Source organism: Gemmatimonadota bacterium, assembly GCA_026705765.1.
Classification (GTDB): domain Bacteria; phylum Latescibacterota; class UBA2968; order UBA2968; family UBA2968; genus VXRD01.
In genome coordinates this window covers 1-20,176 of sequence record JAPPAB010000023.1, presented here as the reverse complement: position 1 = coordinate 20,176, position 20,176 = coordinate 1, and the positions used below count along the sequence as shown (strand labels likewise).

Sequence of the window (20,176 nt, the reverse complement as noted above, 5' to 3'; positions counted from 1 at the left end):
GTGAAACAGGATCTAAATGCGAGCGATTTTTGTGAGAAAAGTAACAGAAATCGCTTAACAAAAGGACAGTTTTTCACTATAATAAACACGAAATGCTAATAACCTATTACTTTTAGAGGCTTTACAAAAAAGAACTCACCCAGACAAGCACTTTCGAAATTGTTTTTAAGATCTTCGTCATTTTCGTATATAATTCCCTTTGTTTTTGCTGCGAATTAAGCTTTAAAAGCAGCCTCTCCCCTCTATACGCCTACTTCAGACCTACAGGCGTGACGATAGGAATAGCACCTATCATTGCGGCATGATTTTAGCTGCCACGCGCAGCACATTGCCAGTAACCCCAATGCGATTCCCCCATTGAATTCTTCCATTTCAGGCACGAATTTTGCTTTAGAGTTGATTATGCGAGAAGTGTATTTAGACAATAATGCGACGACGCGACCTTTGCCCGAGGTGCGCGAGGCAATGATGCGTGTATTGGATGAGGATTTTGGCAATCCGTCGAGCGCGCATTCGGCTGGCGACCGGGTGCGAGAATCAATGGTTGCATCGCGTGAAGCCGTTGCAAATTTGGTGGGGGCTGAGGCAGGTCAGATTGTGTTTATGGGGAGTGGGACTGAGACAAATAACACGGTGTTTAATTCTGTTGTTCAACGTGCCCCAACCGGAAAACGGGTTCGCATTGTGACGACGACTGTAGAGCATTCGTCAATTTTAAAGATGTGCGATTATCTCGACGCAAAAGGTGTTGAGGTGGTGTCTGTTCCGGTGGATCGCTATGGGCAGTTGGTTTGGGAAGCATTGGATGAGGCTGTTACGCCAGATACCGATCTGGTTTCCGTGCAGTGGGTGAATAATGAAACAGGCGCGATTTTGCTCGTTGAGAGAATTGCTCAGCTTTGTAAGTCTCGGGGGGTGTTGTTTCACACTGATGCGGCGCAAGCAGTTGGCAAGTTGCCCATTTCTGTAATAGAATTGCCCGTTGATTTTTTGACTTTTACCGCGCATAAATTCCACGGGCCACAGGGCGTTGGCGCACTTTATGTGAGGTCGTCCAAAGAGTTGTTGCCTTTGCTTTGGGGCGGATCACAAGAAGGTGGGTTGCGACCGGGGACGGAGAATGTGCCAGGCATTATTGGCATGGGAACTGCTGCTCAGTTGCGGTTGGAGCGGTTAGAGGATGTGCAGGAGCTTATGGCTTCGCTCCGGGATCATTTTGAGCGGACCGTTCTTGATAGCGTGCCCGATGTGGAGATCAATGGCGACCCCGATATGCGGGTTTGCAATACGACGAATTTGCTGTTTCGAGATGTGGATGGTCAGGCACTCGTGGCGCGGTTGGATCAGGAAGGGATTCGCTGTTCACAGAGTTCGGCATGTACCAATCAGCGACCCGAGCCTTCGTATGTGTTGCGAGCTATGGGGCTGTCTGAGGCTGAGGCTTATGCGAGTATTCGGTTTAGTTTTTCCGAGTTCAATACAATTGAAGATGTCGATGAGACGGTTGCACATCTGGCGCAGTTGTGTGAACAATTGCGGAGGTTTAGTCGGCGGCGGTTGTCGCTTTTAGCAGAGGTGGGATGATGAAATTTAGTGGACATGAAACTTTTGCAATTCGAGAAGGATGGCTTCACAAAGGACTCAAGCTGCTTATGAAGGACCCCGAGTTGTTATATGATGAATATGTTGCGGATTGGCTTGGTGTTGGAAAAAATATGTCCCGTTCTATTCGCCACTGGCTGGAGGTAACGGGATTGGCAGAGCGCGAGACAGGTAGTGGCCGCCAGACCCGATTGAAAGAAATGGAGCTTGGCAGGCTTATTTTTGAGCGAGATCCGTATTTTATTGATATTGGAACATGGTGGGCTTTGCACGTTAATCTGGTGAATGCTGGAGATCAGGTGTTTACCTGGTCCTGGTTCTTTAATACTTTTACCCACTCCCGATTTGAAAGGTCTATGTGTATAAATCGTCTAATGCGCGATGTAGAAAACTTACGGTCTCGCCCCCCCAGTGAAAATACTATTCAGCGAGATGTTGCCTGCCTGTTGCAGAGCTATGCCAGGGATATTCCAACAGAGAACAAAGATCCAGAAGATGCGCTTGAGTGTCCATTAGTCGAATTGGGATTATTGAGCTATTTTCGCACATCAAGATATTACCAGGTGCATCAAGGGAAGAAGGAGATTCCCACTCATTTATTGGGCTATGCCCTCTCTATGGCATTTGAGGAAGTCAGGACAGGACAAGATACAGTCGATATATCCTTGAGAGAGGCAGCAACGCGCAAAGGAGGTCCAGGTAGGGCATTTGTATTGACAAGTGAATCCCTATTATCGCTTGCTCTTCATGCGGAAGAAACAGATCCAAATAGGGACATCCAGGTAGTCGGTCTTGCAGGAGATAGAAGAATACGCATTCGACGAATGCAACCCGTTGATTGGCTGAGAAATCACTACGACATGATCCAATGGAGAGATCAGCATGCAGCTTGAGATAACAGCCAAATTTGATGCTGAAGTATTTCTGCGTTCTATCAACATACAATACGATGCAGAATATCCGAATCGGATTGCACACTACCAGCCTACGGCTAAGAGTGTCCCTCTTATAAAGTCCCTGCTCGGTTTTGGACAAGACAGGGCATTTTTTGTTGTTGCGCCCTATGGTACAGGTAAATCAATTACAGCGACCTATTTGTTGCATTTGGTTGAGAATCGCCCCGATGCCGATGAAACACTATCTGCTATTGAAGACAAGCTAAAGGCAGTTAGTCCAGATTTGAACAAGTTTGCTATGGAACGCCGCAACGAGACAGACAAAGGGCTTGTGCTGGCATTGCAGGGTTATTGTGAAAATTTGGGCAAAAGTCTGAAGGACGCCGCGCTCAAAGGGATGGGGCGCATAAAGCTCGGTCGTCAAGCGCGTACGATTGCGTCCATGCCGTGTGAGACGATTGAGCAGGCAATTGAATTGCTTGGTGCGGTTCGGGATAAGGCGCGTGCGGCGGGCTGTGATCAAGTTGTGATTTTGTGGGATGAGTTTGGGCGCCATATTGAGTCTTTGATTGCCGAGGGACGTTCTGCTGCTTTGAGTGAAATTCAATTGTTAGCTGAGAGTGTGAGTCGGTCTATAGCTATTCCCGTAACGCTTGGATTGTTGTTGCATCAAGAGTTGTTACAATATGCGAGCCATTCACCTGCTTCGGTTCGTACAGAATGGAGAAAAATTGAGGGTCGCTTCCAGACTATTCAGTACATCGACGATAGCAAGGAAATATACCGTTTGCTATCAGAAGTGGTTTCCGAACAGAACAGCTCAGGTGTCTTGCCTGATAAACAGGTATTTGTGTCTGCAAAAGAGTGTAAGCAACTTGGGCTGTTTTCCGACTTTACGGTATCGGAACTCCAGTCGCTCTTGCGCCGTGCATATCCCCTGGAACCCACCACTTTGTACTTGTTACCGCGTATTTCAGGTCGGGTCGCGCAAAATGAAAGGACGCTGTTCAGTTTTCTCAATTTCATGGATTTTCAAAATTATGTTAGACCAGATCATCTCTACGAATACTTTTCACCGGAGATGCGTACAGATACGGCTGTAGGTGGAACATATAAACAATGGCTTGAAACACAGAATGCTCTCTCAAAGCTCGATAATGATAATGACTTGGCGGCAACAGCGCTGAGAACCGCAAGTCTGTTGGGTTTTGGTGTGAATGGTGAGCGGTCCCGTACGTCCCGTGATTTGCTGCTATTTGCTCTACGCGGCTATGCAGGTGCCGGGATAGTCAGTAATGGGTCTCAACAGGAAGAAGCGGTTGTTGCTGAACTCATAGATAAGAAACTCCTTTTACACAGAAAACACAGTGATGAAGTTTCTGTTTGGCATGGGACAGATGCCGATCTTCGGGGCAGGCTTGAAGAAGAGAAGTCGCGACAGCGGAGGACATTCGATTTCCTTACTTTTTTGATGGATGAGGCCTATCCTCCCGTCTGGCGACCAGTCATGTATAATAGCGATTTCCATATCAGGCGTTTTCTACAGGGAGAATATTGTAGTCTGGAAAAATTGGATGAATATCTAAATATGCCTGTTAGATGTGATGGGAAAATTATATATGTAGTTGCCGAGACAGTAGAGGAACTTCAAGAAGCAAAGCAACTAACTTCTAAATACCAGTGTGATGACCGAGCCATTCTTGCGGTGCCCAGAGTGCCCGTCCCTCTATTTGAGGCAGCTTTGGAAGTGTGGTGTTTAACTCAGATGCAAGAGGATGATAAGTTGGTGGAATCAGATCCGATGGTATTGTCTGAAATTCAACAGATGACAGATGATGCCCGTAGCCACCTTCAAAAGCTCCTTGATCGGTTGATTCTGCCGAGTAGGGAAGGGCCTCGCTGGTTTTACAAGGGGGGTGAGTTATCAGTCAAAAATGCTTATGACCTGCGGAATGAATTGTCCGAGATCATGCAGAAAATTTTTCACTATACTCCCAAGATCAATAATGAGATGATCGTTCGGCATAAGCCTACTCCTACTGTGGTCAATTCACGTAAGAAGCTCTTGCTCGGGATCCTTGATCGGTCGGGTCAGGAAAATCTTGGGATTAAAGGTAATTCTCCCGATGCATCAATGTTCCGAACTATTCTTTTTCATACGGGTCTTTATACCAATAAAGATGAAGTTTGGAACTACGCTTTACCCGAGCAGGTTGAAGATCTTGGGCTTCAAAAAATATGGAAAAAAATCCAGCAATTTTTCACAGTTTCATCGGATCAGCCTAAGGATATACGAAGATTTTTTGATGAACTAATGGAACCACCTTTCGGGGTTCGCGCCGGGTTGCTCCCTATTCTCTTCGCCGCAGGTCTCAAAGCGTTTCCCAGTGTGTATTCGCTACGCTATAAAGGGAGTTACGTATCTGATATTCTACCTTCGGATATTGAACAGTTATGTCGTGAACCGGAAGAGTATGAATTTATTGTCTTAGATATTGATCGAACCAAACGCGATTATCTCAGCGCTGTTCTCGAACTCTTTGATACTCAAGCAAGGTTAGCCACCGGAAATGATCTCATTCGAGCCTGCTATGACGCGCTTGAAAACTGGAAGGCAGGACTTCCTGCTGGCGCGCTTTCAACGAGATTTTTGACACAGCAAACTCGTCGCTTCCAAGATATACTTCGCCATCAGTCTGATCCGGTGCAACTGCTGTTTGAGCGCATTCCAAGAGCATTGGGCTGCTCAATTGATGAGCGACATGTGTTGTTAGAATCTCTCGAAAAATGCAAGAATGAACTCTTTGAGGTCGTTGATAGTTACCGAGAAAAAGCGATTTCTTCTTTGCGCCGTGCGCTATCTTTGAACTGGAAATCAAACGGACAGGTAAAGGAAATAGCCAATCGCTGGGCACTGTGTTTTCCCGATGAAATATCTGATGCGCTAAATGACAATAAGTCGAAAAGTCTATTGTCCCGTATGCGTATGACTTATAAATCGGATGCCAAGCTTATTGACTCATTGTCAGGTCTATTCTTCCAAAAGACGATTAGCCGGTGGGATGATAGCTACATCGCAAATTTTGATCGGGAAATTCGCAGTACAGTGAGGCACATTGAAGAATCCGCCTTGTCGTTTGAATTCAAGACAAGTGGTGCAGTCAAAAATGGTTTGGCGAATCTGGTGCAAGAACGCATGAATGTATTGTATGAACGTTTGACAGATATCGTCGGCCAGGAAGAAGCGCGTGCTTTGTTTGTGGATATTATTGAAGACAACATTGGAGAAGATTGACATGGCGACCATACAAGAGGCGTTGAACAATCCGTCTGATGAAATCCGACATATCGTCAGTGTTTCAGGAGGTAAAGACTCCGCAGCCCTTGCCATTTATATGCGGCAGAACTATCCACAAATCCCTGCGGAGTATGTTTTCTGTGATACCGGATGTGAATTAGATGAAACGTACGAGTATTTGGAGTGCTTAGAGGCTCTGCTTGGCGTTGATATTCACCGTCTAAATGCACTCGATAGTTTGGGGGTGGAAAAGAAGCCCGGGCGCAATCCATTTGATATGTATTTGAATGAGATATACAGCGGTTATTTGCCCAGCCCGCGGTCACGGTGGTGTACGCGCGTACTAAAGATTGAACCCTTTGAGGATTATGTTGGCGATAGCCGGGCATATAGCTATATCGGCATCCGCGACGATGAAGACAGAGATGGGTACATCGCAAAAAAGCCACCCTCAATTTCTCAACAACCCAATATTATTCCCATTTATCCATTTAAGGACGATGGCCTTGGTCTATCGGATATTGTGCAGATTTTGGAAGAATCTGGTTTAGGTCTGCCAGAGTATTACAAGTGGCGGTCGAGGTCAGGGTGCTATTTTTGTTTTTATCAGCAGATTGGGGAGTGGCAGAGGTTAAAACAAGAACACCCCGATTTGTTCGAGAAGGCAAAGGAATACGAGCAAGAAAAGAATGAAAAGAAATTCACCTGGGTGGATGGCAAAACCCTGGATGATATTGTAGATCAACCCCTTAGAGACTTGCCTGTGATTGATGAGACTGAGGGGTGTGCGATTTGTCATTTGTAGATCGGGGAGAAGAGAAAATTATAAACTGGTTACTTTAGTATCTAATCCCTCTCTCTACTATTTTCCCTCATTACTTATCAAGGAGATTGTTACATGCAAACGGTCTCGGATCCTTTCAAAGCAATGGCTGCTAATTTTGAGGATACTATGACTAAAGGCGGAAACGCCGGTTTTCGCGTACCAGAATATCAACGGACCTACGATTGGAGCACAGAAAACATAAAACGGCTTATGGAGGATTGTCTAAATGGGTTCTTTTATCTTTCCCAATATCAAAATCAAGAGTCATATACCTTCCTTGGAACAATAATCCTAGTTTCAGAGGAATCTGAGCGTTCGTTTGATGGAACTTCACTCTCTATAGTTGATGGACAACAGCGATTAACAACACTAATCCTTCTTTGCTGTGCATTAATTGAAGAACTGTTTCTTCGAGAGAAAGATGTTCGGCATCTTCAGAAATCTACTGCTAGTTGGATAGAAAGCGAAATTGAGTTCATTCGCGAAAGGCTGTTCGAGTGTGTTGTAGGACAACTCAGAAACCGTGGTAGAAGCGCCTGGTTTCCTCGCGTAGTCCGTTACGGAGAGGATAATCGCGCGTTTGACCGTACCGATGCAGAGTATCGTTCAGTAGTCGCAAGTTTCTTGATGGAATTTGCCGAATCCTATCAACAAGACGACCCGTCATTTTCTTTTAAACCAAAAAAAGACGATGCAGAGGAAAGTCGGTATTATCAAAACTATGACTACATAAAAGATCAAGTTAAACGAGGTATATATGAAGATAATAATACCTCGGATACTAGTCGTCAAAACGAATTAGATTACGAGCAGATCCAACCGAAGGATTTTGAGCGAGCAGGGTTGCGCAATCTATTTGAAAAGCTCGATAGTGACCAAGACGAAAAGAATCGAGCTATTAGCCACATTGCTAAAAATTCCGACTCGAGCGGTCTTATCCGCATAATATTATTCTCTCACTACTTGACGAAATCGGTTATTCTGACACGGGTTGAGACTCGCGATGAAGGATCTGCGTTCGACATTTTTGACTCTCTTAATACAACCGGCGAGCCCCTAACAGCTCTCGAGACCTTTAAACCGCGTGTAATGCGCTTTGAGAATGAGGAGCAAGGCTATACGGGATCTAAGAGTGACACACAGTTCAAAAGGCTGGAAGAAAATTTAAATGACATTTACCCTGAAACCGAGAAACGCCAAACAGAAACAAAAGAGTTGCTCGTTACATTTGCCTTATACATGAGAGGCGACAAGTTAGCGAAGAACCTTGCCGCCCAGCGTGCTTATTTGCGAACGCAATTTGAAGAAGCGAAGACTTCAAAACTTAAACGCCGAATCGTTCACTCATTAGCGAATATCGCAGAGTTTCGACAGATGTATTGGAACCGCGATTCTATTCCAAAACTCGACAGCATTCATCCTCGAGAGACAAGCGATTGCCTAAAGCTATGCTTCAAGTTCATAGCGGATATGAGAACGAGTTTGACCATTCCCATATTAACAAGATACTGGGTACAATATCTGCAAGATCATGATGAGGATACATTTGCTGCCGTTGTGAAGGCGTTAACTGCTTTTCTTGTCTTAAGGCGGTCAATAACAGGCGGTACTGGAGGGATTGATTCCGACTTTAGAAAGATAATGCAGGGCGATTCACAGGATGAGAATAGTGGACTTTGCATAGGCTTAGGGAACTCAAAGGCACTTCCGAATTTGGATAATTTTACGAAGACATTGCGAGACTTATTGGCGGTTCGACGTATCGGAGTGAAAAACAAAGAAACTTGGGTTTCTAAAGTGCGTGAAGTGGGTTTAGCTGATCGTGCGCCTCGGTCTTTATGTCGGTTTTTGCTCTTTGCGGCTTCCCATCATGCCAGATCACAGAAAAGAAATCCGGGTCTTCTTACCCGCGAAGGGATAAGACCTGGGCGTGATATAGATTTTCTTAATTTTGATATTTGGCAAGATGAGAGATATGCAACTGTTGAGCATGTAGCACCGGATTCTAACTCCGGTGGTTGGGACGATAAAATCTACGTACAGCCATATACTCGTCATACCATAGGAAACATCATTCTGCTTCCTCAAAAGGAAAATGCAAGTGTTGGTAACGCCCCCTGGAAGAAAAAAAAGATATTTTACCGTGCGTTGATCGCAAAAACAAAAAAAGATAGAAATGAACAATTTGAAAAAGCTAAGAAGGAAGGGTTATTGTTCAATAATCAAACCACAGCTTTAATTAAGAAACAAGAACGGCTTCATATGCTAGATCCTATTGCTGAGGTGAACAATTGGACAGAGGCGCATATTCGAAAACGGACAAAAAACACGCTTGAACTCGCTTGGGATGTAATAGCTCCCTGGCTCAAATACTAAAGAATATATGGTCAAACGCTTAAGAGAAGAGCCGGATTTTAGTTGAGTTAGTAGGAGATTTGATTTATGGAACTGGACCTGAAGCAACTTTTCGAAGAATTATATTTCGCCAAGACTGAGGATGAGGTCGATAAGGTAATCGGAGCCTATCCTGATATTTTTATTCAGGAACATTGGTGTCCTCTCGGCGGCAATGAAAATAATTTCGGGGTCATCGAAAACCAACAGTCGAGTCCCATTGCAGCATTGATAGAGAAAATCACAAACTCAATAGATGCTGTTTTAATGAAGAAATGCTTGGAAGCGGGTATCAATCCCAAATCTGAACAAGCACCCAAATCCATGGAGGAAGCAAAAGCTAAATTTTTTGAAAATTACAAAAACTGGGATCTTTCGAGTTCTAAAAAACAACAAGCGGAAAGCATTCAAATTATCGCCGATGGTCCAAGGTTCAATACTTCTCTGATTATTTATGATGATGGCGAAGGACAGATCCCTGAAAAATTCGAGGACACATTTCTGTCATTATTGTCTGGCAATAAGAATGAAATCCACTTTGTGCAGGGCAAATACAATATGGGAGGAAGTGGTGCGATTGTGTTCTGTGGTAAAAAACGGTATCAGTTAATCGGCTCAAAGAGATACGACAGCACAGGTGATTTCGGTTTCACGTTAATCAGAGAGCATCCCTTGAGCAAAGAAGAAGAAAAAACAAAAAAGAATACGTGGTACGAATACTTGAAGATTAATGGAAAAATTCCGGCTTTTTATGCGGATCAACAGGATTTGGGACTGTATAACAGGAGATTCAGGACAGGCACGATTATCAAACTGTATTCTTATGATTTGCCAACAGGAAGCCGTTCCGTTATTTCCCGGGATTTGAACCAGAGTATCAATGAATATCTATTTGAACCTATTTTGCCGGTGATTACAGTTGATAAAAAAGAACGTTATCCTGATGACCGTAACCTGGAAAGGGATTTGTATGGGTTAAAACGCAGATTAGAGCAGGATGATAGCAGGTATGTGGAAGAACGTTTCTCCCAGGATTTCGATGATGAGATATTCGGAAAAATGAAAGTGACGTGCTATGTATTCAATACGAAGCTCGATGATAGAACTGTAAAAGAGACCAAAGAGACAATTCGCAGAGAGTTTTTTAAAAATAACATGTCCGTGCTATTTTCTGTCAATGGACAGGTACACGGACACTACACATCGGAATTTATAACCCGTTCTCTAAAATTGAACTTGCTCAAGGAGCATCTCCTCATTCATGTCGATTGCTCGAATATGAACCTTGCTTTCCGCAAGGAATTGTTCATGGCATCTCGTGACCGATTAAAGGATGGTGATGAGACAAGGCAATTGAGGGAGTTTTTAAGAAACAAACTCGGGAGTAAAAATGGCCGTTTAACTGAAATTCAGAAGCGTAGAAAAGATTCTATTGCGGTGGATAGTGGAGACGCAAAAGAGATGTTAAAATCATTGACTCAGAATTTACCGATGAATCCTGAATTGATGCAATTGCTGAATCAAACCTTTAAGTTGGATCAAGGAAATGGAAAGCAGAAAAGGCAAACAAAAACGATTAAAAGGCCACACAAAGAGCCGTTTAAATCTCAACGGTTTCCTTCATTTCTAAAGCTCAGAACGAAAAATGATGGTCTTAAGCCTGTTGCACAAATTCCCCTTGGTGGTGAGAAAGCTATTTACTTTGAGACCGATGTCGAAGACCACTACTTCGACCGAGTCGAAGATCCTGGCGAGATGCGAATTGCGCTACTCGGTTTTAGCAGCAATGATAGCGAAGGTGGGGATAAAGCGAGCAGAATTGATGAGATTGAAGATGCCTTCAATGTAAATATAAGTAGCCCACATGAAGGTACAATCAAAGTGAATTTTAACCCCACTCAAAAAGTGGATGTGGACGATGCCGTAAAAATAAAGGCGACCCTTAATGGAGCAGGTGAGAATTTTGACGAGATTTTCTGGGTTAAGGTGAGCGACCGTCAAGCACCTCAACAGCCGAGTAAGAAAGATCAAATATCACAAACACCTGACTTGGGCTTACCACAGTACATATTGGCTTATCAAAATCCGCAAAAGGAAGATAACACTACCACCTGGGAAAAGCTAGGAACATCCGGTGTGGAAATGGACTACGATGCCGTCATGTATCCCATGGTCGAAGGTGAGAAGTTGGAGCGCATCTATATCAACATGGATAGCACCGTATTGAAAAATTTCAAGTCTAAAACCCGAAATCCAAATGAGGAGCAGTTGGAGATCGCCAATCGAAAATATATCGCTGACGTGTATTTCCACACGCTATTTCTCTACACCATCACGAAAAATCGCAAATACAAGTTCATGCAAGAAAGAGACATACCAGATGTCCATGTCGAACTAAACGAGTATCTCAAAGATTTGTTTGAAAACCAGTACGCAGCATTTCTCTTGAACTTCAATACAGATGAAATCATGCAATTGGTGGGAGACTAACTTCAAAGGTGAGACAAAACTATGAGGAAGGATGAGACAAAAATACAGGATGAACTTCGGCCAGAGTATGACTTGAGAACTTTGCAGGTGAGAAAAGTTGGGGCCAAGCGAACGCATTTAAAAAATGAAAAAGCCCGATGGGATGGAAATCCAGCGGGCTTTTGTTTTAGAGAGCATAATTCAACAGAGTCAGAAAATGAGTAATTATAGAAACTTTAAAGACTATCACATTGAGCAGCTACGCGATCCAGAGGACGCGAAGATATATCTTTCCGTCGCGCTTGAGGATTATGAGCAAAATGGGGATATAGAGACGTTTTTACTGGCAGTGAGAGATGTGATACTATCTAAATCAAAATAAGCCTTCAAATATACCGTCATCCAATCTCCAAAAAGCCATGAAGCACAGCGCAGGAGGCCGATTCGTAGCGTCTCTGAATGGTTCAATTAAGGTTGACTTCTTAGACGGTTTGCGATCTTAAGTGGGTTGGATTACGCGCCATGCACAATAAGTCGTATTCTATCACAGGAGGGTCTTATGGATCCTATTATGCGCGAATCATCGTTTGCACAATACATCAAGCAACAAGGCGTTGAGCAAGGGGTTAGAGAACGCGCTATTGAAAATCTTCTCGACGTGTTGGAAATTCGATTTGATCTGGATGAATCAGACCCTCTATCTGCTTGCATTGCCACTATCAACGATGTGCAACGCCTCAAGCAGTTGCACCGCGCAGCGGTCCAGGTGTCTAATCTTGAAGCATTTCAACAAATATTAGATGAAACGGATTAAGGGGGTTTTACAATGCATGACGAAAAACCACAGCGTCACACCCATACGGATCGGTTAGCTAAGGCCAATAATCTCGCAAGTATGGCGATCTTGAGCGGATTGAATTACGATGCTGAAACCATTTCTAAAGCGCTCATCAAAGAGGGCGTCATGGATCTCGTCCGCGAATCATCTTATTTTCAATCCCTTACCCAACAAGGTATTGAGGAAGGAAGTAGAGAACGCGCTATTGAAGACCTTCTGGATGTGTTAGAGATTCGATTTGATTTGGATGAATCAGACCCCTTATCTGCTCGCATTGCGGCCATCGAAGATCTGTACCGCCTCAAGCAGTTGCATCGTGCAGCGATTCAGGTGTCCAGCCTTGAAGCATTTGAGCAAGCGTTGGATGCGTGACGCGATTATATATGGAATTATGCGCATTCCTCAAACTATATGAATAAGCCCGATGGTGTATTTATCCATTGGGCTTTTGTTTATGCCATCAGCCGATCCCCAAAAGGCCATTAAGCACAGCGCGGGAGGCCAATTCTCGGCAGACCGCTATTTTTTTAAATGTAAAAATCTTTCACGATACCTCGCCATTCATGGATCAAAACGTACACTTTTGTATCCCGGCGAGTTCGATTTGTATGTGTCTCCAAAGGCGATCCCTACATTTAAGTTAAGGCGCAATATAGCATATTAAAAGCCTGATGAGGGTTCTTGAGTTTCTGTCCATACAATTTATCGTTCAATTTCTGTGATGTTGGCCTGATATTTGCTTTGTGTCTGATCAAATTCATCCATCAGACGCGAGGCATCTCACATGGCCGAATATGACACCATCTCTAAAGACCTCATCCAAACCTACCCCAAAGACTTCATCCGCCTCACATTCGGACAGGACGATGTAGAAGTCCTCGACATCCTCGACACAGAGCAAAACACCGTTGAAACACGACACATGGACAGCCTTATCCGCGTCCTTATCGCAGGTGAGGAGGCGTTGATCCATACGGAGTTTCAAACCACTGACGATCCTTCTATGCCGCTGCGCATGGCTGGCTATATTATACGTGCGATAGAGCAGCACGACCTGCCGATTTATTCCAGTGTGATCTACTTGCGGCGCGGTGCAGGTCGGCGCGATCCGGGGCACTTTGTTCAGAAAATATCCGGCCATCTTGCTGTGATCAAATATAGCGTGATTCGGCTGAGTGGAATAGACGGACAGGACATTATAGATGGCGGACCTTCGGGCTTGTTTCCGTTTGTATCATTGATGAAACGTCCTGTTGGGATAGATTCAGAGGCGTGGCTGCGTCACTGTGTTGACGCTGCGAATGGGTTGCCGGTGGATGAATCAATAAAGGTTGACATTTTGGAGCGGTTGATGATATTGAGTGGGTTAGAGTATGATCAGACACTGATCAATCGCATTCTCTTACAGGAGGGTCTTATGGACGCAATCATGCGCGAATCATCGTTTACACAATACATTATGAAGCAGGGCATTGAGCAAGGTATTGAGCAAGGTATTGAGCAAGGTATTGAGCAAGGTATTGAGCAGGGCGAAAGAAAAAGCACGCTCGAAGATATCCTCGAAGTGTTGGAGATTCGATTTGACTTGGGCGAAGCGCACCCTCTATCCACACGCATTGCAGCTATAGAAGATTTGCAACGCCTGAAGAAGTTGCATCGTACGGCGATCCAGGTGTCCAGTCTTGAGGCATTTGAGCAAGCGTTGGATGTGTGACGCGATTATGTGGAATTATGCACATCCCTCAAGCTATATGAATAAGCCCGGTGGACCGGTTATCCATCGGGCTTTTGCTTCTTATAGGACTTTTTTATGATTGTAGATACGCACGTTCACATTTGGGAAATTTCGGATAAGTATCCGGTTGGTCCCACTGCGCCGACGTGGAATAGCTATCCTGATGAGCCGGGTACTGCCGAGGAACTTTTGGCTGATATGGATGCCGAAGGGGTGGATTGGACGGTGCTCGTGCAGACGAGTTGGTCCACCTGGGATAATGGTTATATCGCGGATTCGGTGGTTCGGTATCCGGATCGGTTTGTCGGGCATGGTCTTGTTGATCCCCAGGATCCCGATAATGCCGAGCAGGTGCGCTACTGGATTCGGGAGCGCGGTCTGGTTGGGTTCCGTTTGCATCCGATGTATTATCTCGATGAGAAGATTCTGCTTACGGAGCAGAACGGTCCGATGTGGGAAGAGATCGCGGCGCTTGATGCGATTATCCAGTTTCATTTGCGGCCCGAGGATGCGGATCAGGTCGCTGCGATTGCGCGGCGGTGTCCGGATACTGTTCTTATCTTAGACCATATGGGGTACCCGCAAATAGATTGTCCGCTTGCTAAATATCAGCCGATTCTGGATCTGGCGCGTTTTGACAATGTGTTTTTTAAACTTTCGGATGTGGCTGGGCGTTCGCAAGAAGCTCATCCGTACAAAGATGTGCATCCCTATATTGAGGCGGCGCTGGCGGTTTTTACTGCTCAGCGTACGGTCTGGGGGACTGGTTATCCCGGGTATCACCGGGTCAAGCACAAGTGGCCCACGCTTGCTGATGAACTGCGTCTTATTCGCGAGGGGTTGCCCTTTCTGACGGATGGGGATATAGAACGCATTCTGGGCGGGACTGCGGCTGAGATATGGGGTCTGTCGGGATAATACGGAGAGAGATCGAAAAAATGACTTATGACACTATTGTTATCGGCGGTGGTGTTGTCGGGATTTCTGCCGCGTATCATCTGGTGTGCGACGGTGCAAAGACTCTGCTCGTTGACCGGAGGGATGCGGGGCGCGCTACGGATGCTGGTGCGGGTATTCTTTCGCCCGCTACCAATACCCGTGATCCAGATCCCTGGCTGCGTCTCGCCGCGTTTGCTTCCGAATATTATCCACAATTGGTGGATAATTTGCAGGCGGAACAGGATGGGGAAACGGGTTTTGCAACGTGTGGGATGATGCTTGTCGCTGTTTCTTATGACGAAATAGATTCCTTTGCTATTGCGCGGCAACACATTTTTAACCGCCGGGACCAACGCGGTGAACCGGCTGAGGAAGATTTGTACGAGATTTCTTCGGATGAGGCGCGCAGACGCTTTCCCGCTCTAGGGGATGTGCGCGGTGCGATTTACTACCGCGATGCCGCCCGCGTGGATGGTCGGCTTCTGGCGGCTGCCCTGCATCGGGCTGCTGAAGCGAAGGGGCTTGTGGTCAAACATGCTGGGGTTGATCAGCTATGTATCCAGGATGATGCGGTTACGGGTGTTATTACAGACGGAGAAACGATCTCTGCCGGTAAGGTTGTTATCGCGGGTGGGGCCTGGTCGCAGGCCTTTGGAGATCAGCTTGGCGTTCATATTCCGGTTGAGCCTCAGCGCGGTCAGATTATTCATCTGAGTCTGGGCGATACAGATACGTCGTCCTGGCCCATTATCAGTGCGGTGCGGGGTCATTATATGGTTCCCTGGCCGGATGGCCGCGTGGTTGTGGGGGCGACGCGGGAGACGGGATCGGGTTTTGAGGCTCGCACCACTGCTGCGGGGGTGCTCGAGGTTCTGGCAGAAGCCTTGCGGGTTGCACCCGGTCTGGCGCAGGCAGAGGTGCGCGAGATTCGGGTTGGGCTGCGTCCTTACACGGAGGACCATTTGCCGGTGCTGGGGCATGTTCCCAGTATTCAAAATGTCTATCTCGCTACCGGGCACGGTCCCACGGGCTTGCAACTCGGTCCGTATAGCGGGAAACTCATCGCGGATCTGGTTCCGGGGAAAGATCTCGAGACAGAGATTGATGCGTATCAAATTACGCGATTTTTATAGGGAATATATGTCATGTCATCATCCAATCATACCTATCAAGTCGGCGTTAGCACGGTCGATATTACCCCGCCCGTGGGGATTTATCTGGCCGGGTTCGCGGCGCGGCAAGAGCCTTCTACTGAGGTTTATCATCCTTTGAAGGCTACGGCGGTTGCGATAGATGACGGCGCGACACCGCTGCTTATTGTCGGTGCCGAGATTCTGGGTTTTTACGAGCGTACCGAAGAGGTACGAAGCAGGATTAACGCGGCTACGGGTATTGATCCGGAGCATATTATTCTCAATGGCTCGCATACGCATTGCGGTCCCTGTATCCGGGAGATGGACAGGGAGCGACACGGGGAACTGGACGACGATTATCTCGAAGATCTTTTTGAAAATGTCGCGCGCTGTGCAAAAATGGCCTGGGAAGCACGGTCTCCTGCGCGTCTTCGTTTTGGTACGGGGCGTTGCGATATCGCGAGGTCTCGTCGCAAGCCAGATGGGAAAGGCGGTGTGGCGTGGGTGCCCTCTTTGGAAGCGCCTCACGACCACGATGTGCCGGTTATTGCAGTGGAGTCTCCCGAAGGCGAGTTGCGGTGTGTTATTTTTTCTTATGCATGTCATCCCACCAGCCGCAGCGGGACGCTTATTGGGGGGGATTACGTGTGTTTTGCGTGTGATCATATCGAAGCGGCGTATCCCGATGTCGCGACTTGTTTTTTGCAGGGTTGTGCCGGAGATCAGAAGACGAAGCCCGTCGATCCGACGTCAAATGTTTTTGTTCAGCGAGAGGTCGATGAGATCCGCGATATTGGCGTCGAATTGGGTGAGTCCGTTGCCTGGGTACTCGCTTCGCAAGACCTGCGGCACATCAGCGGTCCGATTTCTATTGCGCAGACGATTCTGGATATAGAGACCGAACCCATTGATATGGATCTGGTCAAGGCCAGCCTGGATGCCGGTTCGGACTATGTACGGGCATGGGCGCGACATCTGTTCGAGAGTGTTGAAAACAATATTCCGGTTGCGACCAGCTTTCCGTTTGAGATCCAGACGGTGCGTTTTGGAAATGCGCTGGCTATTGTCGGGCTTGCCGCTGAGATGAATGTGGAGCACGGGTTGCGTTTGAAAAGAGAACTGGCGCCTTATTTTCAGAACCTTCTGGTGGCGGCTTATACGAATGACATCGTGGGTTATATTCCCGTTAAACGGCAGATCCCAGAAGGGGGCTACGAGGTCTGGTTCAATCAGCAACACTGGAAGCGCACGGGTCCGTTCATTGAAGATACAGAAGACCGTATTCACAACGCGGTACACGAGATGCTCGGTATTTAAAATAGGGATAGTTGTTCGGCGGGTTTGCGTCTGGTGCGCAGATCGACAAAGTCGATGATGTCTTCGGGTATGTCGGCTATAAAGCGCGATATTTCAGGTGTGATGCGTTCGCCAAATCGCCTGCGGCTTCGGGCGCGGGTCAAGATCACTTCGTCTTGTCCGCGGGTTATGCCGACAAAAAATAGGCGTTTCTCTTCTTCGATATCCGCATCGGCGTGCGGTATCAATCCTTCCTCAACCCCACAGATAAATACCACGGGGAATTCCAGGCCCTTAGACGCATGCAGGGTCATTAGCGTGACGGCTTCGGGCCGCGCTATCTTTCCACGACGCACAAAGTCGCCATCCTGTCCCAGGGTGATGATGTCCAATAGCTCTGCGATGGTATCCACGCCCTGAGCCAATAGGCTCAATCGCTCAAGGTCGATGTCGTCTGATGTCGCAAATTCTTCTGCCCATTTCGCTATGCGTTCGGAAGGCGATAGGTGAGATGTTTCATTGCGGAAGCGACCTATAGCTTCCATCGCGGCGTCCAATTTTTCCTGCACTGTGTCTGATAGTGTGTTGTTTTGAGTCTGACGACGCATTGTTGCGCGGGCTTCTCGGCCAGGGTCAAATGCGGGGATGGAGAGGAGGTCGATTATATCTCTGGAGGTTGGGGTGCTGGAAATGTCGTCCCTCAGGACACACTTAAAAAACGATAGGGCGTGCTGTACCGAAGCTGCGTCCAGATAGTTTTTTTGTCCGATGACGCGGTAGGGGATCCCCGCCTGTAAGAAGCATGTTTCCAGGGCGTCTGCCTGGCGTCCGGTGCGGAATAAGACAGCGAAGTCGTCCAGGCTGCGTTTGCCTTCTTCATTGGCTTGCAATAGGTCTGCGCCGCCGACCATTCGAGAGATTTCTTCGACGATGGCGATGCCTTCACTGGTTTCGCCGGGTGTGGATAAGGCTCTCAGTTTAGGACCGTTTTCTCTTACGGGGACGTACGATCGTCCGCGAAGCAGGCTGGATGCTGCGGAGATGATCTGTGGGGTGGAGCGATATGTGTGCCGCAGGATTACTTCGTTTGATCCGGGATAGTCCGCTTTTAATTGGGCAAAATATCCCGCGCTCGCGCCCCGAAAACCGTAGATGGCTTGATCGGGGTCGCCGATGACGAAGAGGCCCGATCCATCTCCGGCTAATTTTTGAATTAGTGCGTACTGTACGGCGTTGACGTCTTGAAATTCATCGACGAGTACGTGGGTAAATCGCGCCTGGACTGTTTGTAAAATGTCGCCGCAGAGGACATTGTGGAGGATGAGCAAGATGTCGTCAAAGTCCATGAGGCCATAAGCGGTCAGGCGGTGTTGATAATTGGTGTAAATGGTTTGGAGTTCAGTGTCGGTGATGTCGGGTATTTCATGTCCCTGGGCTTTGCATAGCGAGATTTGGGAGAGGGCATCATCAACCGGTATTTCGGTGTCGATGTCGGCGATTGCTTCCTGTAAGACGGTGCGGGCTTCTCCGCGGTCGGCTATTGCGCCCAGCCGTTCGGGGGCGTATTCTCGCAGGAGGTCCAGTGATAGGCGGTGGAATGTGCCCACGCGCATTGGGACGAGTTCTTCGCCCCCGGAGGATAGGGATACGATCCGTTCCCACATTTCAGTTGCGGCGCGGTTGGTGAATGTTACGGCCATTATAGAAGCGGGTGATACACCGCGGTTCTGGGTCAGGTCGATTACGCGATGGGTGAGGACCCGGGTTTTTCCGGTGCCAGGTCCCGCGGTTACGATGACGGGACCGTTGTCCATGGTTACGGCTGCTTGCTGGTGGGGGTCGAGGAGTGGGAATTGGGAAGTGGGAAGTGAGACGGGAGAATCTTTGACGATCTCGATTTCTGCACTTTTGTCCAGGCTTGCGCTCTCTTCTTTCTCTTTCGAAGGCTCCTCGGCTGGTATGTGAAATAGCGATTTCTGCCCGCTCAGGCGTGCGCGGTCTTCGTCGGAGAAGACTTGAATTTTTCCGTACACGCCGTCGTATCCCGGCGCGATGTGTACTTCCCCTTCGCGCATGCGGTGAATGCCTTCGGCGATGAGGGGGTCTCCTGTTTTTGCGATTTCTTCGATGGGCAATTCGCGCAGGATTTTTAGCTCTGCTCCGTGTGTTGATAGCATTTGTTCGTACACGGTTTGTACGCGTTTGCTGGTGGGGCCTACCTGGAGGACTGAGCCGATGATTTCCTGCAGTGGGATCAGGTTTTCAAAGGGCATCGCGATGTCGGGGCGGTCGCCTTCTGCGCGGTCTGCGAGTTTTTCAACGCGGTGGAGTACACCAACGGTCAATTTGCGGCCGCATACCGGGCAGATTTCGTTTGCGTCGAGGGTTTGCGCGGGTTTCCAGCATATGTCGCATTTTCTGTGTCCGTCAAAGTGGTATTTGCCTTCTTCGGGATAGAATTCCAGGGTGCCCGTGAAGCGCGTTGGGTCGCGGTCTTTTAATGCGTTATACATTCCGCGGAATGATAGGTCGGTATTAAAGCAGGTGGCTTCGCGGGCGAGTTTTTGCGGGGAGTGAGCGTCTGAATTGGAGACGATTGCGTAGTTGTCCAGCATGGAGAGACGCCAGTTCATCGGCGGATCAGAAGACAGGCCGGTTTCTACGGCGAAGATGTGGGGGAGCATGTCTTCAAAACATTCTTCCAGGGTGTCAAACCCGGAACTCGCGCCCAAGCTCGCGAAGTGAGGTGG

At 47.4% G+C, this 20,176-nt stretch carries 14 protein-coding genes; 13 read left to right on the top strand and 1 reads right to left on the bottom strand.

Translation table 11 applies throughout. The features are described 5' to 3' along the window. Window positions 1-402 precede the first annotated feature (402 nt). The 13 genes from OXH16_02665 to OXH16_02605 all read left to right on the top strand — a co-directional run bounded on the left by OXH16_02665 (window position 403) and on the right by OXH16_02605 (window position 17,447). Complete coding sequence (locus OXH16_02665; GenBank protein MCY3680272.1) at window positions 403-1,584, top strand: cysteine desulfurase family protein; 1,182 nt, start codon at window positions 403-405, stop codon at window positions 1,582-1,584. Further along, a complete protein-coding gene (locus tag OXH16_02660) occupies window positions 1,581-2,495 on the top strand; it encodes a DUF4007 family protein (protein ID MCY3680271.1) in 915 nt (304 codons plus the stop codon). The genes OXH16_02665 and OXH16_02660 overlap by 4 nt, the downstream gene beginning before the upstream one ends. Further along, window positions 2,485-5,793: a hypothetical protein gene (locus OXH16_02655; GenBank protein ID MCY3680270.1), complete on the top strand. Its 3,309-nt coding sequence runs from the start codon at window positions 2,485-2,487 to the stop codon at window positions 5,791-5,793. The genes OXH16_02660 and OXH16_02655 overlap by 11 nt, the downstream gene beginning before the upstream one ends. 1 nt (window position 5,794) lies before the next feature. Further along, the gene (locus tag OXH16_02650; GenBank protein MCY3680269.1) at window positions 5,795-6,601 is read left to right on the top strand and encodes a phosphoadenosine phosphosulfate reductase family protein; all 807 of its coding nucleotides are present in this window, start codon (window positions 5,795-5,797) and stop codon (window positions 6,599-6,601) included. 93 nt (window positions 6,602-6,694) lie between these two features. Further along, entirely contained in the window at window positions 6,695-8,998 is a 2,304-nt protein-coding gene (locus OXH16_02645) for a DUF262 domain-containing HNH endonuclease family protein (GenBank protein ID MCY3680268.1), read from the top strand. 66 nt (window positions 8,999-9,064) lie between these two features. Continuing rightward, complete coding sequence (locus tag OXH16_02640) at window positions 9,065-11,506, top strand: hypothetical protein (GenBank protein MCY3680267.1); 2,442 nt, start codon at window positions 9,065-9,067, stop codon at window positions 11,504-11,506. Between the two features lie 124 nt (window positions 11,507-11,630). Beyond that, window positions 11,631-11,867, top strand: coding sequence for a hypothetical protein (locus OXH16_02635; GenBank protein MCY3680266.1), 237 nt, complete (start codon window positions 11,631-11,633; stop codon window positions 11,865-11,867). Window positions 11,868-12,044: 177 nt separating this feature from the next. Continuing rightward, the gene (locus OXH16_02630; GenBank protein ID MCY3680265.1) at window positions 12,045-12,299 is read left to right on the top strand and encodes a hypothetical protein; all 255 of its coding nucleotides are present in this window, start codon (window positions 12,045-12,047) and stop codon (window positions 12,297-12,299) included. 12 nt (window positions 12,300-12,311) lie between these two features. Beyond that, the gene (locus tag OXH16_02625; GenBank protein MCY3680264.1) at window positions 12,312-12,695 is read left to right on the top strand and encodes a hypothetical protein; all 384 of its coding nucleotides are present in this window, start codon (window positions 12,312-12,314) and stop codon (window positions 12,693-12,695) included. Window positions 12,696-13,107: 412 nt separating this feature from the next. Next, a complete protein-coding gene (locus OXH16_02620; GenBank protein MCY3680263.1) occupies window positions 13,108-14,037 on the top strand; it encodes a hypothetical protein in 930 nt (309 codons plus the stop codon). 96 nt (window positions 14,038-14,133) lie between these two features. Continuing rightward, complete coding sequence (locus OXH16_02615; protein MCY3680262.1) at window positions 14,134-14,976, top strand: amidohydrolase family protein; 843 nt, start codon at window positions 14,134-14,136, stop codon at window positions 14,974-14,976. Between the two features lie 20 nt (window positions 14,977-14,996). Continuing rightward, window positions 14,997-16,130: an FAD-dependent oxidoreductase gene (locus tag OXH16_02610; protein MCY3680261.1), complete on the top strand. Its 1,134-nt coding sequence runs from the start codon at window positions 14,997-14,999 to the stop codon at window positions 16,128-16,130. A gap of 12 nt (window positions 16,131-16,142) precedes the next feature. After that, on the top strand, window positions 16,143-17,447 hold the full coding sequence (locus tag OXH16_02605; GenBank protein ID MCY3680260.1) for a hypothetical protein: 1,305 nt from the start codon (window positions 16,143-16,145) through the stop codon (window positions 17,445-17,447). On the opposite strand, the gene OXH16_02600 is transcribed toward OXH16_02605, so the two are convergent. Then, window positions 17,444-20,176, bottom strand: a 2,733-nt coding sequence (locus tag OXH16_02600; protein MCY3680259.1) for a UvrD-helicase domain-containing protein, incomplete at its 5' end; no start/stop codon positions are given. The two genes, OXH16_02605 and OXH16_02600, sit on opposite strands and share 4 nt — an antisense overlap.